Origin of the sequence: Halorubrum sp. Eb13 (assembly GCF_002252895.1) — an archaeon.
Lineage (GTDB): Archaea > Halobacteriota > Halobacteria > Halobacteriales > Haloferacaceae > Halorubrum.
Genome location: NZ_NHPE01000030.1, coordinates 42,834 through 58,291 on the forward strand (window position 1 = coordinate 42,834; position 15,458 = coordinate 58,291).

16 protein-coding genes, 1 tRNA gene and 2 pseudogenes are annotated in these 15,458 nt (G+C 69.8%); 7 read left to right on the forward strand and 12 right to left on the reverse strand.

Features of this window, described 5'->3' with window-relative positions; translation table 11 throughout:
• Positions 1–45 precede the first annotated feature (45 nt).
• The 4 genes from DJ75_RS02795 to DJ75_RS02810 all read right to left on the reverse strand — a co-directional run bounded on the left by DJ75_RS02795 (position 46) and on the right by DJ75_RS02810 (position 2,802).
• Positions 46–849: a MarR family transcriptional regulator gene (locus DJ75_RS02795; RefSeq protein ID WP_094522353.1), complete on the reverse strand. Its 804-nt coding sequence runs from the start codon at positions 847–849 to the stop codon at positions 46–48.
• Between the two features lie 214 nt (positions 850–1,063).
• Positions 1,064–2,263, reverse strand: a complete 1,200-nt coding sequence (locus DJ75_RS02800) for an LEA type 2 family protein (protein ID WP_094522354.1) — start codon at positions 2,261–2,263, stop codon at positions 1,064–1,066.
• A gap of 52 nt (positions 2,264–2,315) precedes the next feature.
• Positions 2,316–2,513: a DUF5800 family protein gene (locus DJ75_RS02805; RefSeq protein WP_094522355.1), complete on the reverse strand. Its 198-nt coding sequence runs from the start codon at positions 2,511–2,513 to the stop codon at positions 2,316–2,318.
• A 106-nt stretch (positions 2,514–2,619) separates the two neighbouring features.
• Positions 2,620–2,802, reverse strand: a complete 183-nt coding sequence (locus tag DJ75_RS02810) for a DUF5786 family protein (protein ID WP_094522356.1) — start codon at positions 2,800–2,802, stop codon at positions 2,620–2,622.
• A gap of 220 nt (positions 2,803–3,022) precedes the next feature.
• Here DJ75_RS02810 and DJ75_RS02815 point away from each other — a divergent pair, with 220 nt between their 5' ends.
• Positions 3,023–4,255 carry a polymer-forming cytoskeletal protein gene (locus DJ75_RS02815; protein WP_094522357.1) on the forward strand — a complete coding sequence of 411 codons (1,233 nt, stop codon included), beginning with the start codon at positions 3,023–3,025 and terminating at the stop codon, positions 4,253–4,255.
• 28 nt (positions 4,256–4,283) lie between these two features.
• Here DJ75_RS02815 and DJ75_RS02820 read toward each other — a convergent pair whose 3' ends face one another.
• Positions 4,284–5,048: a ribonuclease H-like domain-containing protein gene (locus DJ75_RS02820; RefSeq protein ID WP_094522358.1), complete on the reverse strand. Its 765-nt coding sequence runs from the start codon at positions 5,046–5,048 to the stop codon at positions 4,284–4,286.
• Positions 5,049–5,159: 111 nt separating this feature from the next.
• Here DJ75_RS02820 and DJ75_RS02825 point away from each other — a divergent pair, with 111 nt between their 5' ends.
• Entirely contained in the window at positions 5,160–5,924 is a 765-nt protein-coding gene (locus tag DJ75_RS02825; RefSeq protein ID WP_094522359.1) for an SOS response-associated peptidase, read from the forward strand.
• 35 nt (positions 5,925–5,959) lie between these two features.
• Positions 5,960–6,241, forward strand: a complete 282-nt coding sequence (locus DJ75_RS02830; RefSeq protein WP_094522360.1) for a hypothetical protein — start codon at positions 5,960–5,962, stop codon at positions 6,239–6,241.
• 61 nt (positions 6,242–6,302) lie between these two features.
• Here DJ75_RS02830 and DJ75_RS02835 read toward each other — a convergent pair whose 3' ends face one another.
• The 4 genes from DJ75_RS02835 to DJ75_RS02850 form a co-directional block, all read right to left on the reverse strand.
• Positions 6,303–7,745, reverse strand: a complete 1,443-nt coding sequence (locus tag DJ75_RS02835) for a small ribosomal subunit Rsm22 family protein (RefSeq protein ID WP_094522361.1) — start codon at positions 7,743–7,745, stop codon at positions 6,303–6,305.
• A 46-nt stretch (positions 7,746–7,791) separates the two neighbouring features.
• Positions 7,792–8,565 (reverse strand): prephenate dehydrogenase, encoded by a 774-nt coding sequence (locus DJ75_RS02840; protein ID WP_094522362.1) that lies wholly within the window; start codon positions 8,563–8,565, stop codon positions 7,792–7,794.
• Positions 8,566–8,617: 52 nt separating this feature from the next.
• Positions 8,618–9,868, reverse strand: a complete 1,251-nt coding sequence (locus DJ75_RS02845; protein ID WP_094522363.1) for an MFS transporter — start codon at positions 9,866–9,868, stop codon at positions 8,618–8,620.
• A gap of 86 nt (positions 9,869–9,954) precedes the next feature.
• Positions 9,955–10,635, reverse strand: coding sequence for a thioredoxin domain-containing protein (locus tag DJ75_RS02850; protein ID WP_094522364.1), 681 nt, complete (start codon positions 10,633–10,635; stop codon positions 9,955–9,957).
• 115 nt (positions 10,636–10,750) lie between these two features.
• Here DJ75_RS02850 and DJ75_RS02855 point away from each other — a divergent pair.
• Positions 10,751–11,044 (forward strand): annotated as a pseudogene (locus tag DJ75_RS02855) (DUF5779 family protein); the annotation flags it as partial.
• Between the two features lie 79 nt (positions 11,045–11,123).
• Positions 11,124–12,098 carry a sugar phosphate nucleotidyltransferase gene (locus DJ75_RS02860; protein ID WP_094522366.1) on the forward strand — a complete coding sequence of 325 codons (975 nt, stop codon included), beginning with the start codon at positions 11,124–11,126 and terminating at the stop codon, positions 12,096–12,098.
• A gap of 54 nt (positions 12,099–12,152) precedes the next feature.
• Here DJ75_RS02860 and DJ75_RS02865 read toward each other — a convergent pair whose 3' ends face one another.
• The gene (locus tag DJ75_RS02865) at positions 12,153–12,380 is read right to left on the reverse strand and encodes a hypothetical protein (RefSeq protein WP_094522367.1); all 228 of its coding nucleotides are present in this window, start codon (positions 12,378–12,380) and stop codon (positions 12,153–12,155) included.
• Positions 12,381–12,473: 93 nt separating this feature from the next.
• On the reverse strand, positions 12,474–13,943 hold the full coding sequence (locus DJ75_RS02870; RefSeq protein ID WP_094522368.1) for a DHH family phosphoesterase: 1,470 nt from the start codon (positions 13,941–13,943) through the stop codon (positions 12,474–12,476).
• Between the two features lie 193 nt (positions 13,944–14,136).
• On the opposite strand from DJ75_RS02870, the gene DJ75_RS02875 reads away from it, so the two are divergent.
• Positions 14,137–14,210, forward strand: a tRNA-Lys gene (locus tag DJ75_RS02875).
• Positions 14,211–14,412: 202 nt separating this feature from the next.
• On the opposite strand, the gene DJ75_RS02880 is transcribed toward DJ75_RS02875, so the two are convergent.
• Positions 14,413–14,829 (reverse strand): thiol-disulfide oxidoreductase DCC family protein, encoded by a 417-nt coding sequence (locus DJ75_RS02880; protein ID WP_094522369.1) that lies wholly within the window; start codon positions 14,827–14,829, stop codon positions 14,413–14,415.
• Between the two features lie 164 nt (positions 14,830–14,993).
• Between DJ75_RS02880 and DJ75_RS18955 the strand changes: the two are divergent.
• Positions 14,994–15,458, forward strand: a pseudogene (locus tag DJ75_RS18955) (HTTM domain-containing protein); the annotation flags it as partial.

Below are 15,458 nucleotides of genomic sequence, written 5' to 3' on the forward strand. Positions count from 1 at the left end.
ACCGTCGCCGTCTTGTTCGGCGGCGACCGCGGGCCGACCGCCCGATCAGCGGTCGTCCGAATCGAGTACCCGGTGCGGGATGTTCCTGTCGCGGAGTTTGGACGTGTGACGCGGGATCTCGTCTGTAACCGCCACCAACAGGACGTCGAGGCCGAGCATGCCGGCCTCGGCGACGCCATCGGCGGTTCCGAACCGGACGTCCGGGGTCGCGTCGCTCCGGGAAACGAGCGCGTACGCCTCCGTCCCGGCGACCGCGAGAAGCCCGCCTTCCGGGACGTGATCCGATATCACGTCCGGATCGGGCGGGGCCTCGTCGGTGACGGTGGGCACGGGAAGCACGGAGACGGTCCCGGTGTCGTAGTCGACGACGCCCTCGAAGTCGGCGACGCCGACGGCCTCGCCCTTTTTAGCGCTCGTGACAGTGACCGCGGTCGCGGTCCCGCCCGAGGGGTCGGCGTGGAGGACGCCGTCCCGCATCACCAGTCCGACCTCGCTCCCCTCCGCCACGTTCCCGAGCGCGATGGCGGCGTCGACCTCGACGCTCCCGAGGACGTCGGAGTTCACTCGCTCGAGGTACGTCTCCAGGTCGTCGGTCCGGGAGATGAGCCAGTCGACGCCCTCCTTGGTCACCTCGTACCGGCCGCGACCCCCCTTCTCGACGTATCCGGCCTCGACGAGGTCGCGAACGTAATCGCTGACCGCCTGCGAGGTCACCCCGATCGTCTCGGCTATCTCGCCCTGACTCACGGCGGGCTGGCGGGCCGCGATCTCCACGAGCACCTGATACCGCGTCGCGCTCCGCTTGTTCTCGAGGACGTCCGGCGATCCTCCGCCATCGGCGTCGGCCATTATCGGCTGTTCGGCGGCCGCAAATAAAGTAGTGTTGTATATCTGGCGGCCCGTTTGCGGCAGACGAGCCTGCTCGCCGATCGATGAAAACAGCGTTTCATTCGGAGGGGGTCGATCGCGTCGACCGCGGTCGCGTCGTATGGCTCGACGCCGCGTACGAGCGGGCGTCACGTCGGTCGCTCCCGACTATCAGTCAGAGATATCGGCGGCGGTCCTACAGCGGGAGGACGCCGTCGTCGCCGTCGTCCGACCCGTCGTCGGTGGTGTCGTCGTCGGTTGCGTTCCCGTCGTCAGTGGTGTTGCCGCCGGTGGAATCCCCGTCTCCCGAGGTGTCGTCGGTGGCGCTTCCGTCGTCGGTATCGTTTCCGCCGTCGGTGTCGTCCGTGCCGGACCCGTCGCCCTCGGTCCCGCTCCCGTCGGTGTCGCCCGAGCCCCGAACGTCCTCGCCCTCGTCGAAGATGTCGGTCTCGATAGTCTCTTCGTAGGTCAGCTCGTCGAGCGGAACGGTGACCTCCTCTCCGCCCGGGAACTCGATGACGGCGTAGAATTCGATCCGGAGACCGCTCACCTGGTGGCCGCGGACCTCCTCGTCGAGGTGCGTGACCCACCACTCGTCGAGCCGGCGGTTCTGGAGCGCGGTCGTGAACTCGATCGTCTCGGAGCTCCGCGAGGGGATCACGTACCCCTCCTCGGTCCGTCCCGTGGCCATCTCGACCCCGTTCATCGTGACGTCGTAGCCGATCTCAGTGACGACGTACGGTTCGAGGTTCGGGTTGTACACCGTGAACGCCATGTCGATGGGCGTCTCGGCCTCGCTGACGCTCCCCCACTCGCCCCGCGTCTCGTTGACGTAGAGGACGGGATCGTCCGTCAGCGCGCTGTCGGCGTTCACCGGTCTGGTCTCGTTCGAGTCGAAGGCGCCGAGCAGGTCGGTCGTTATCTCGCGGTCGCGACTGAACTCCACGGTCCGCCCGAGCAGGTCCGAGGTGACGCTGGCGTCGATGCCGACCTCGGTCCGCTCGCCGTTGCGGACGTGACTGACCCACCACGGCGGGATCGCGTCGTTCCGCAGTTCCGTTTCGAGGGGGACGGTGGAGTTGCCGGCGTCGACGGAGACGCCCTCGCGACCGCCCTGCGCCATCTCGATGTCGTTCATCGACACCGTGTAGTTCACCGAGACGCCGTCGAGCCCGACGCCGATCGGGTTCGGATTCGAGACGACCAGGTCCGTCTCGACCTCGGTGGTCTCGTTCGTCACGTCGCCGAAGGTGTTGTCGACTGTCGCGACGCTCGGGACGCCGAGCATCCCGACGGCGAACGCGCCGCCGACGGCGCCCACGAGGACCAACAGCCCGACGAGAGCGGTCCGTAGTTTCGAACTCGTGAGCGCGGAGAGAACGGTGCCGATACTCATACCGCGGCGGAACCGACCGTCGCGTAAAATCGTACCGCTTCGCGGAGCCGCCTTACAAGACGTCGCCGATCCGGACGGGCTCGCCGTCCAAGTCGGGCTCCTCGGCCACGATCTGTAACACCTCGTGGTCGGTGACGTCGCGGAACCCCTTGCCGGTCGCCTCCTCGATCAGGTCCTTCTCCAGCTCGAACTCGGTCCCCTCGTAGACGACGTCGACGCCGTCGTCCGTGAAGGTCAGGTCTGTGCTCATGGGCCGTCGTAGGCGTCGACCGGATAAAAGGAGCGTGACACGGCCTCGGTCCGGCGCTCGCGGGTCCCCGGTCGCCGGTCTCGATTCGGCGAGGGGGCGGTGGCGATTACTCCTCGTCGCCGTCGTCTTTCATCTCCGAGAGCCGCCCGACCAAGTCGTCGGTGGACGCGCCGCCCTCGATGGACACCTCGCCGTCGTGGTCGTGCTCGTGGACGTTCACCGCGGCGTCGTCGTCGGTGTCAACGTCCTGGTTCTTCTGCTCGCTCTCGTCGTACGATCCGAATCCCATACCTGACCCATCCGCGCCGGACTCAAAAGGGTAGTGACCTGCCGACGATCCGAGGGGGAGTCGCACGCGCGGCGCTGGGGGTCGACCGCTCGGGCGGGACCGACCGCTCGGGCGAGACCGACCGCTCGCGCCCGCCGGGGCGTCGACCCTTCCGCGCCGGCGTCCGACGCGCGTCGGACGTCCCCACACGGTTTATACGCGCGGAGGGAGTTCTCCCGGTGTGTCGCTGCGAGGGGACGGTCCGATAGAGGAGCTCGCGGTCCCGTCCGGGACGACCGTCGAGGAGCACGACCTCGTCGTCGACGGCGACGTGCTCGTCGGCGGCCAGTCGACGGTGGAGTTCGGCCTGCGCGGGCGCAACGTCGCCATCGGCGAGCGCGTGCGCGTCGGGAACGACATCGAGGCCGAGGGCGACTGCCGGCTCGACACGTGGTGTACCGTCGACGGCAACGTGCTCGTCGGCGAGGACGCGTACCTCGGCGAGCGGGTCACCGTCACCGGCCGGCTGATGGTCTCCGGGGACCTCGACATCGGCGACGACGTGTCGATCGAGGAGGGGTTCGAGGCGAACGGCTGGATCGTCATCCGGAACCCCGTCCCAACGATCGTCTTCTACTTCATCGTCCTCTCCCAGCTCCTGCGGGTCGGCGAGACCGACGCGGCCGACGAGCTCGCGGAGGCGCTCGCCGACGGCGACGACGTGCGCGACCCCCTGTTGGTGCCGCGCGGCGCCGAGATCTCCGACGACGCGTGGCGCGTCTCGACGCCCGCGACGGTCGGGGACGACTGCCGGCTCCACGGCAACCTCCGGGCCGAATCGGTACACGTCGGCGAGCGCAACGAGGTGTTCGGCTCCCTCCGCGCCCGCGAGGGCGTGACCGTCGGCGCCGACACGGTCATCCACGGCGACGTCACGACTCGCGGCGGGACGGTCACCATCGAGGCCGGCGCGCGGGTGCTCGGCGACGTCTCGGCGGGCGACCTCGTCGTCCACGACGGCGCCGAGATCGACGGCTCTCTCCGGGCGCGCGGCGAAATGAAGCTGGTCCAGGAGGCGGGAGAGGAGTCGGACGAGGGCGTCGAAGCGGCCGACGACGGCGAGGACGCCGCCGAGAGCGACGAGGAAGGCGCCGGGGAGGAAGAGAGCGCCGGAGGCGAGGAAAGTGCTGAAGACGGAGAAAGCACCGTCGACGAGGAGAGCGCCGGAGACGACGACGCGGCCGAGTCCGACGAAGCGTCGGACCCCGACGGGGAGTCGGTGCCAGACGAGGAGTCGGATCGCGAAGACCCGCCGATCGTCAGCGCGGAGGCGGCCGCGGGGGAGGAACCGGAGAGCGACGGCGAGTCGGTCTCCGAGGAGACCGACGCGACTCCTGACGGGAACGGTGAGGAGGACGGTACGGGCTCAGAGACGGCCGAGGCGCCGGTCGACCCCGACGCGGAGCCGACGTAGCCGCCGTCGAGCCGTCGGGCCTCGCTCGTTAGCGCTCCGCGGCGGCGCCGACGAACACGTCCTCGTGGAGCCGCTCGCTGACGACGTCGGCGAGCGTTCGGAGGTTCTCGGTGTCCTCGCGGTTGTACGAGACGAGGGTGTCGAGCGCGTCCGCGTCCCCGCGCTCGTACTCGCGCCAGAGCCGGACCGCGTCCCGGCCCGACAGGTCCGGGCGGTCGCGGTCGATCCCGATCTCCTTCTCGATGGGTTTCAGCCCGCCGGAGAGCCCGATCCGCTTGCAGGGGTACATGAGGTCGAGATGCGGCGTGTCGACGTCGATCCCGAAGGAGGCCTCCAAGAAGGGCACGTCGAACCGCGCGCCGTTGAACGTCGCGAGCAGGCTGGCGTCGGCGAACTGCTCGCGCAGGCTGTCGGCGGTGAGGTCGTCGCCTGCGACGAGCGTCGTCGTCTCCCCGTCGCGGTGGAAGCTCACGGTCGTCACGCGGTCGCGGTGCTCGTCGAGCCCCGTCGTCTCGATGTCGAAGAAGCAGGTCTCCTCGCGGAAGTTCTCGTAGAGCCGCCAGCGCTCCCCGCTCGGGAACGTCCGGTCGAAGTAGGCCGCGTCGCCGTCGTCGAGGCGCGTCAGCGCCTCGGCGATGAACGACTCGATCCGGTCGGCGGTGGTCGAGCCGACGCCCGCGACGTCGACCGCGGGGTCGAACGCCTCCCAGGTGGTGACGCCCTCGCGCCAGAGCCTGCGCTCCGTCGTCTCGCCGACTCCCTCGACCGGGATGAAGCTGTTCTCGATGCGCATACCCGACCGCGGCGGCGCGCGGGCAAAAACCCGACGGGAGGCGGCGCGGGTGGGGACCGACGCCGAGGCCGACCGTTACTTAAGTATCGGCGGCGCCAACATCCGCTATCAATGTGCGGCCGCTATACGCTTTTCACCGCCGCCGCCGACTTGGAGGCCCGGTTCGGCGCCGACTTCGGCGGCGTCGAACCCAGCTACAACTGCGCGCCGGGCCAGGAGCTCCCGGTGATCACGGACGAGGACCCGACCGCCGCGACGCGGATGGAGTGGGGACTCACCCCCTCGTGGGCGGACGAGTCGTTCGGCCTCATCAACGCCCGCGCCGAGACGGTCCGCGAGAAGCGGAGCTTCGCCGACGCCTTCGAGCGACGGCGGTGTCTCGTGCCCGCGGACGGCTTCTACGAGTGGGTCGACGGCGGCGGACCGAACGGAGCCAGTGAGCGGAGCGGATCCGGCGGACGGGGCGGCTCCGGAAAGACGCCCTACCGGGTCGCGTTCGAGGACGACCGGCCGTTCGCGATGGCGGGACTCTACGAGCGGTGGGAGCCGCCCGAGCCCGAGACGACGCAGACTGGGCTCGGGGCGTTCGGCGGCGGGTCGGCGGAGAGCGACGACGGCGAGACCGACGGCCCCGTGGAGACGTTCACGATCGTTACGACCGAGCCGAACGACCTCGTCACCGGCCTCCACCACCGGATGGCGGTACTCTTGGCGCCGGACGAAGAGGAGACGTGGCTCCGCGGGGACCCCGACGAGGCCGCCGCGCTGCTGGACCCGTACCCGGCCGACGAGCTGACGGCGTACCCGGTGTCGAGCCGGGTGAACTCGCCCGGAGTCGACGCGCCGGAGCTGATCGAGCCGGTCGGCGGGAAGTAATCCTTTTTTACCTATTTTCCAAATGAAAGGACAGCATGCCCTCCACCCTGCAGATCGGTGTCGCCGGCGGTCCGGAACTGCTCGTTGCCGCCCTCCTCCTCGGGATACTGGTCGTTCCGGCGCTGCTCGTGTCCCTGCTCGTCTATCTGGACGCGACGGACCGGAACAGCCGCCACGCGATCGCGTGGACGCTCGCCGCGCTGTTCGGCGGCGTCGTCGTCTGGGTCCTCTACTTCGCCGTCCGCGACGAGGTCGGTCCGAGCGGGTCGGCCGTGAACGGCGGTCCGAACGGGTCGACCGCGAACGGTTTTCCGTGATCCCGGGGGAGGGCGATCGGCGTTCGGTCGCCGTCGCGTCGCGACGGAGGCCGACCGGTCCTCAGGGCGCGACCATGTCGACGACCGTCTCGTCGTCGACGACCACGTTGTACGCGTCCTCGTCGTCGTTCCAGAGCACGAGGCCGTTCTCGACGAAGACGACCGCGCCGTAGTCGGCCCGCCGGAGGTCCTCGTTGAGCACGGTCTCGCGCGTGCAGACGAGGTAGTGATCCACGGTCTGCGAGCCGTCGCCGACGCGGTAAAGGGCGTTGTCGCCCGCGCTGAGGTCGTGGCTGAGCTTCACCGCGAGAAGGTTCACGCGGTCGGTGACGTGCTCCTCGGAGTCCGCCATCCGCGCGCAGCGGCCGTCGTTCGCCCGGACGTCGACCCGGCGTTTCCCGTCCGGTCGGAGGATCGCGTACGCGAACTGCACGTCGACGTTGACGAACTCGCCCGGCTCGTCGGTCGCGCCGCGGTCGGCGCCCTCGTCGAGCCGCCGCTGGAACGGGGGCGCGTCGAGGTCGTCGGCGACGTCGAACGACCAGCCGCCGTCCGAGGGCATCGCATCCGGCCACAGCCGGACGGTCGGCGAGTACGTGTCGACGTCGCTCGTCGGCGTGACGACCGCTCGCTCGATCTCCCGGAGCCCCATCGCGGTGTTGCGGTCGGCGGGCGCGAAGGCGGCGACGCTCCCGTCGTCGGCGAGTCGGTCGAGCGCGGCGTCGACCACCGCCACCGGGTCCGCGAGCTCCGAGAGCACGTTCCCGAAGACGACCAGATCGAAGGGGTCGTCGGACGTGAACTCCGCGTCTCTCCCGCCGGTTCCGAGGAACGACTCCGCCGTCGTCTCGTGGATCGTCGCGCGGAAGTTGCGGCCGGTCTCGTCGAGCAGCCGGTCGAGGACGTCGGCCGCGGCGCTCGGCTCGACCGCGTGGTAGTCGACGACGGCGTCGTCTGGGAGGTAGTCGTGGAGGCCGAGCGCGGGCCCGCCCACGCCGGCGCCCACGTCGAGGACGCGGAGCGTCCGGTCGAGCAGCCCGTTCTCCGCGAGGTCGTCGAGGACGTACCCGATCGTCGCGTAGTAGGCGGGGAGGTGGTATATCGCGTAGCCGAGCGCCGCCATCCGACCGTACTCGACGTCGTTCTCGTAGAGGTAGTCGGTCTTCAGCCGCCGGACCGCCTCGCGGAGCTCCGCGCCCGACTCGCCGCGGTGCCAGTTCGCGCCGAACTCGGCGACGAGGAGGTCTTCGAGGGCGAACGCGTAATTTTCGGGGAACGCCGTCGGCGACCACTCGGAGTCGGGGATCGGCCCCTCGGGGACCGGCTCGAAGCTCCCGTCGTCCCGCTCGCGGAGCCGGAGGTCGAACGCCTCCTCGCGGAGCGTCTCGCGGACGACCGCCGGGTGCGGCGTCCCCTCGACGTACTCCGCGATCTCCTCGGGGTCGATCGGCCTGACGTTGCGCAGGTAGTTGGCGTTGTTCCGGACCGCGTCTCTGTCTATCATGGAATCACTGTTGTGGTCGGTCTGCTCACTCGTGGTCGTCGGTCGGTCACTCGTGTCGCTCCCGTCCCTCGCGGTCGCCGCGCGCCGCCTCGTACAGGTCGGCGAACTCGTCCGAGTCGGCGTCGGCGATCTCGCGGGCCGCGGCGGCCACGTCGTCGGCGCCGTCGAAGGCGCGCTGGATCTCGGCGTACACGCCGGGCGCGCCCTCGGTGACGGTGTCGGCGACATCGTCGAGCGCGGCCGAGACGGGCGTGTGGAACTCCTCGCGCACGTCGTCGCCCGCGAGCCGCCACGCGAGGACGGCCGCGTGCGCGCCGGCCTGCACCGTCTCCATCGCCCGGTCGTGTTCCGCGGCGGTCGTCTCGAACACCTCGTTGCCGCCGGCCTCGATCGCGGCCGCGATCCCCTCGACGACCGGGCCGCCCTCGTCGACCACGCAGGCGACGTTGCCCGGGACCCGCGGCGGCGCGAACAGGGGGTGGAAGCTCGCGCGTTCGAGCCCCGGCGCGTGCTCGCGCATCGCCGCGACCGCGTCGGTCATCTCGCCGGAGACGTCGAGGATCGCCTGATCCGCGCGGGGCGCGTACGCCTCGACCGCGGCCGGGACCGCCGACATCGGCACCGCGAGACACACCGCGTCGTGGGTCGTGTCGCCGTCGACCGGGACCGTCGTCGCGTCCCGCGAGGCGGCGGCGTCGCGGGCGACGTCCGGGTCGCGGTCGGCGAACGCGAGCGTCGCCTCTACCGGCGACTCGTCGGCCGACACCGTGTCGGCGATCCACCGGCCGATCTCGCCCGCGCCCGCGACGAGTATGTCCATCGGTTGCCCGAACGGAGGGCGCGCGAGGCTTAAAAAGGCTCGACTCGGCGACCTACTCCGAGGTCGAACGCTCGGCGTCGCCGCGGAGCCCGAGCAGGCCCTCGCCCGGCGCGAGCGCCCGCACGGCCGGGAACAGCGCCAGCGCGATGGCGAGCTCCAGTCCGCCGACCGCGAGGAACGCCGGCGTGTAGCCGAACGCCTCCGTGGCGCTCCCACCGACGAGGAAGCCCGCGAGGAACCCGAGCGAGCCGAACACGTTGAACAGCCCCATCGCCGCGCCGCGGGCCTCGGGCTCGACGAGGTCGGTGACGAGCGCCATCGTCGCCGGCGCCATCAGCGCGCCGCAGACGCCGACGAGGACCATCAGCCCGGCCGCGAGCGGGTAGACCGGCGCGACGCCGACGCCGACGGTGGCGACCCCGTAGGCGACGGAGCCGACCACGACTGGCAGGAACCGCCCCACCCTGTCGGAGAGCGATCCGAACGGGGACTGGAGCAGCGCGAACGGGACGAAAAAGAGCGCGAGCGTCGCCCCCGCACCGGCCGCCGAGAGGCCGAACGTCCCCGGGTCCTGGAAGTAGTAGACGCCGACCAGCGCGAAGAAGCCGGCCGTGAGCCGGTCGACGAACCCGAACGCCAGCGGAACCAGGAGCCCGCGCGTCGTCCGGGCCCGCGAGAGCACGTGACGGAAGCCGGCGTCCTCACGGCTGTCCTCGACCGACCGCCCGGGCGTCGCCGTCGAGTCGTCGACGGTCGACGCGAGCAGCCCCGCGACCGCCAGCACGGCCGCCCCGGCGTACACCGGGTAGAAGGGGTCGAGGTCGGCGAGCGCGCCGCCGACGACGGAGCCGACCGCCGCGCCCAGTCCGATCGCCGTGCCGGCGGCGCCCATGTTCCGCCCGTTGCCGCCGCGCAGATCCATCAGCGACGTGATCGCGAGCGAGAACGCGCCGATCGTGAGCGCACCGCCGACGACGCGGACGACGAGGGCGGCTCGGAATCCGAGTCCGAGCCCCGGAACCGCCGCCAGCGCGAGGTAGGAGGTCGCCCCGCCGAGCGCGCCGGCGACGATCAGCGGGACCCGCTTCCCGAGCGCGTCGCTGGCGGCCCCCCAGACGACCGCGAAGGAGACGAAGGCGCCGAACTCCGCGACGAGGAACCACATCCCGGCGTCGATGCCGGCCGGCGCGCCGAGGGCGACCACGAGGTCCGGCACGCCGGGGTAGAGGAGTACCTGCGATATCAGCACCGCGAGCACGACGGCGCCGAGCAGCCGTCGCTCCCCGCGGTCGTCGTCGCTCATTGCCTTATAAAACGAGTCGAACGGGCAAAAGACCGACGCTACAGGGTCATCGGCGCGAGATACGGGAGGGGGCGTCGTCGTCGCGACTACAGCGCCTCGTCGATCGCCGCCCCGACGGTCGCGGCCTCGTAGGTGTCGACCGGCTCGCCGTTCACGAATATCGTCGGCGTCCCCTCGACGCCCATCGACGTTCCCTCCGACCTGTCGTCCGCCGACGCCTCCCCGTACGCCGCGAACCGCGCGTCCGACATCGCCGCACAGGGGTCAGCGCCCGCGGCCTCGGCGGCGGCGCCGATCGCCTCGCCGCTGTAGCTCCCCTGCGACTCGTAGGCCGCCGAGGCGAACTCGAAGAACGCCTCGGAGCCGTTCCGGGCGCCGACGCCGCGGGCCGCGCTGGCGACGGGGACCGCCCACGTCTCGTTGACGGGGATCGGGAAGTCCCAGTGTTCGTACCGGATCTCGCCGGACTCGACGTACTCCTCGCGGATCGCCGGGAAGTGATCGAGCGTGTAGCTCGCACAGTGACCGCAGGTGAAGTCCTCGAACGCCCGAACGACCACGTCTGACTCGGGGTCGCCGAGGGTCGGCCGGTGGTCGAGGTTCGGGTCCGACGGCTCCGCCAGGTCGCAGTCGTACTCGCCGGTGTCGAGGTCGACGCCGCTGAGGTCGAGGGTAGTGCCGCCGCCTCCGCCGCCGAGACATCCCGCCGCGCCGACGACGCCGACCGACGCCGCGCCCGCGAGCAGGGACCGCCGCGTGCGTTCCATGTTGCCCGCTGGGGCCGGAGCGCACTTAACGACTCCGCGACCGGGCGGTGGCGCCCGGCGTGCGACGCACTCGGCGGGTCCGAACGTTTTTGCCGCCGCCTCGCGACCCTGAGGTATGAGCGACTGGGACCTCGACTTACGCGACGCCGAAGAGCAGATGGACGAGGCGTTCGCGGCCGCCGGCGACGTCGTCCTCGGCGTCCTCGACGGCACCACCGATCCCGAGGAGTGGGTCCGCAGCGTCGACTACGGGAACACGCTGGTGTTGTCGATCGACGGCGACCTCAACGAGCTCGCCGCCGGCTTCGCCCGCGAGGTGAAGGACATGGGCGGCGAGCTGATGCACTTCCGCGGGTTCCTCGTGGTCACTCCGCCGGGCGTGAGCATCGACACCGAACGCCTGAGCGACTAAGACGAAGCCGCCGCCTGCGTTTTTGGTGGTTGACACGAGCAAAAGAAGTATGTCACCGGGGTGAGACGGGGGTGATATGAAAGCCGTCGTACTCGCGGGGGGTTACGCCACCCGACTCTGGCCGATCACCGAGCACCGACCGAAGATGTTCCTCCCGGTCGGGGAAAACACCGTCATCGACGAGATATTCGAGGACTTCGAGGCGGACGACCGCGTCGACGAGGTGTTCGTCTCCACGAACGAGCGGTTCGCGGACACGTTCGACGAGTACCTCAGCGACAGCCCGTTCGAGAAGCCGACGCTCTCGGTCGAGGAGACCGTCGAGGAGGACGAGAAGTTCGGCGTCGTGGGGGCGCTCGAACAGCTCGTCGACCGCGAGGGAGTCGACGACGACCTCGTCGTCGTCGCCGGCGACAACATGATCAGCTTCGATCTCGCCGAGTTCGCCGACTTCTTCGAGTCGAAGGGGGCGCCGACGCTGGCCGCCTACGACGTCGAGGACCGCGAACGCGCCAAGTCGTACGGGCTCGTCGAACTCGACGGCGACGAGGTCGTGAACTTCCAGGAGAAGCCCGACGACCCGAAGAGCACGCTCGTCTCCATCGCGTGTTACGCGTTCCCGGCGGAGACGCTCCCCGACCTCTCGACGTACCTCTCGGACGGGAACAACCCCGACGAACCGGGCTGGTTCCTCCAGTGGCTCCAGGGGCGCGGCCCGGTTCACGCGTTCACCTTCGACGGCGCGTGGTTCGACATCGGCACCGCCGACAGCTACCTCGACGCGGTCGAGTACGCGCTCGAGGGCGGCACGCTCGTCGCCGACGACGCGACCGTCGAGGGGTCCGACCTCGGCGACGTGGTCCACGTCATGTCGGGCGCGACCGTCACCGACTCGACGCTCGACCGCTCGGTCGTCTTCCCGAACGGGACGATCACCGACTCCGATATCCGTAACTCCGTCATCGACGAGGGCGTCACGCTGGAGGGCGTCGACCTCTCCGGCGCGCTGATCGGCTCGTACACCTCGATCACCGACGGCGACGACTTCTGACCGACGGCGACGGCTTCTGACCGACGGCGACCGAACCGCTCGTCGGGTGCGACGTTACCTGCCTTCCGACCGCTCGCCCGCCGAGCCGCCGGCCTGTCGGTGGGTGTGGTGATAACAGTCGAGCGCGGGGCCGTCGCCGTCGCTCGCGGGATCGAAGCACACACGCTGATACCGCTCGTTGTCGAGCAGGTTGACGACGAACCCGTCGGCGTGGCGAGACACCGACTCGTAGGGATCGCCGCAGGCGGGGCAGGCGTCCGGCGTGTCCTCGGGAACGTGCATGGTGATCGCGCAGCCGCGTAGCTCCGGGTACGGGTCAGACGAGTAAAACGGATCCGGCGGTGGAGGCCGAACCGGTAGCTGGTTTACTCCCGCTTACGACCCGTTCCCGCCGTCGCTCCCGCTCCCGCCTTCGACGCCGAGCGCGTCGAACAGCTTCCGGCGGACCGCCTCCTCGGTGAGGTGGAGGAGGGTGTCGCGGTTCTCGCCGCTCGCCTCGATACCGGTGAAGATGCCGAGCGGGATCTCCAGCGACCCCTGCGTGGAGTGACCGGCGGCGTCGCCCATCTCCGAGAACGCCTCGTCGAGGACGTTCCCGATGTTCAGGCGGATGTCCTTCGAGCGCGCGGCGAGGTAAATCGTGTCGTCGGCGATCCCGAGGACGGCGGTCGTCGTGATCCCCTCCAAGTTCAGCAGGTGTTGGGCGGCCTGCGCGAGCGCCTCCCGGTCCCGGATGAAGCCGGCCGTCGAGAAGAGGTGGCTCCCCTGCACCTCGCGGTTCTGGATCGCCTCCGCGAGCACGTCCAGCGTCTCGGGGCTCATCGACGGCGACTCCACCTGTTCGAGCGTGTCGTGGTTCGCGAACGGGTGGAGGTACGCGGCCGCGGTCAGGTCCGCGGGCGTCGTGTCCCGCTTGAAGTCGAGCGTCTCGGCGCGGATCCCGTACAGGAGCGCGGTCGCGACCGCCTCGGTCGGCGACTGGTCGAACTCCTGGAGGTACTTCGTGAGGATTGTCGACGTCGAGGAGACGTTGGTCCGCACGTCGACGAACCGGGCGTCGAACGGGACGTCCGCCTTCAAGTGATCGATGTACACGTCGATCCCGACGTCGAAGTCGAAGCCGTCGTCGGCCGACTTCGCGAGGTCGACCGCGGCGACCGTCTCGTACTCCGAGAGGTCGGGCGCGTCCGACCGCGCCACGAGGTCGATCCCGAGGAGGTTGACGAACGCCCGGTTCTCCTGGTGGCCCACGTCCCCCGAGTAGAGGATGTCGGCCTCGACGCCGAACGCGTCCGCGATCGCCTGGAGCGCTGTCGCCGACGCGATCGAGTCCGGCTCCGGGTTGTCGTGGGTCAGGATCGCCATCCGGCCGCCGCCCTCCTCGATGATCTCCGCGAGCTGGCGCGCCATGTACTCCAGCTCGCCCGTTTCGAGCGACTGGAGGGCGCTGTCGGCGATCACCGTCGAGGGGTTGATCACCACGTCGGCGCCGCGGTCGCGGAGCTCGTCCTCGCTGACGGGGTCGGAGGCGCGGACGACGACGTAGTGGTCGCCGCCGACGTCGCGCACCGCCGAGACGGCCGCCTTGTTCGCCTCGACGTCGCTGGCGAGGATCAGCACGATGTCGCGGTCGTCGAGCTCCGCGACCACGTCGGGCTCGGCGATGTCCTGCACGCGGGCGTTGAGGTCCTGGTCGCGGAGCGCCTCGACGCGGCTCTCGTCGCGGTCGAGGATGAGCACGTCCTTGCCGCGGTCCGTCAGCTCCTCCGCGACGGCGTGTCCGACGCTTCCACAGCCGAGGATCGCGTATCGGGTCCGCGCGGATCCGGATGCCCCACTACTCATTGCACGTGATTTCCCCGGGACCACACTTAACGAGTGCGCTCTCCGCGTGGGACGGGGAGCGGCGCCGGCTTCGGGCGACTCCGACGACAACGCTGGCAGGGGGACCCACCGACGAGAAATGACCGTGACACCGCGTGAATCGACGCCGCCGAATGAAAAGGTCTTTTACGTCGACACGGGTAGAATTCGGTGAGGGCCGGTAGCTCAGTTAGGGAGAGCGACGGACTCTTAATCCGTCGGTCGCGTGTTCAAATCGCGCCCGGCCCGCTTCTGCGAGGAGCACTCCGCGACGAGCGAAGCGATTCGCGCGATTTGAAGTAGAGAAATCGCAGCGCGAGCGAAGCGAGCGATCGTCTTCTCGTAGTTCAACATTCGCGCCCGGCCCGCTTTCTGAAGGACGGATACCGAGTCAGCGAGCGATGAGCCACTCAGGTAGCCGTCGCAGCGCGAGGGGCCCGAGCGAGCCCGCTCACTCCAAGAACCGCGACTGGACGTCTTCGGACGGCATCATACACCGGTCCTTCTTGCCGAACCACCGGTATCGGTGGTCGGCGACGAAGTCGTAGAGACGGTCGCGGACCGATCGGGGCAGGTACCGGAACGGCGAGAGGAGCCGGTAGAAACCGCCCAGTCCCGTCGCGATCCGGAGTATCGCCGCCGACTTGACGTAGCTCTCTCCGTCCTCGATCAGGACGACCGAGTCGAGCTCGTCCCTCGGCAGGTCGTGCTCGGCCAGCAGCGCCTGTCCGACGTCGGACTGCAGTGAGGCGAACCGGTACTTGCCCTCGTCGTCGCGCGGGAGAATGAACTGCACGAACCCGCTACAGAGGTTGCAGACGCCGTCGAAGAGCACGATCGCGTCGGCCTCAGCGGTCTCTGCGTCCATCGGTATGGTCGTACGCACCCGCCCCAGTTCACGCTTCCGGTCGCCGCGGCCCCGACTATATCCCGCTCGCGGCCGACGCGGCGAGAGTCAAACGAACGTTTCAATATACAACAAGCTTATCCCGGCCGAACTGAGATTCCTGCTGAACTCTCCGCTACGAAATTATGGAACGAACGCCCTCCACCGACACCGCTCGGTCCCGACTCTCGAACGCCGTCGATCGGCTCTCCGCGGCGCTCGCCGCGCGAGTCGCGGTCGACCTGCGCGCGCTCGCCGCCTTTCGGATCGGGCTCGCGACGCTGTTGCTCGCCGACCTCGCGCGGCGCTCGCGTTCGCTGACGGCCTTCTACACCGACTACGGCGTGCTCCCGCGACGCGCGTACGTCGTGGACTACTCGACGACTCCCTTGCCGCACACGCTCTCGGGGGAACCGTGGNNTCGCCGTCGCCGGCGCGTTCGCCCTCACCCTCCTCGTCGGGTATCGAACGCGGGCGGTGACGCTCGTCTCCTGGCTGCTGCTGCTCTCCGTGCAAGCCCGGAACCCGATGGTGTTGAACGCGGGGGACAGCCTGCTGCGCATGCTGCTCTTCTGGAGCGTGTTCCTCCCGCTCGGCGCGCGCTGGTCGGT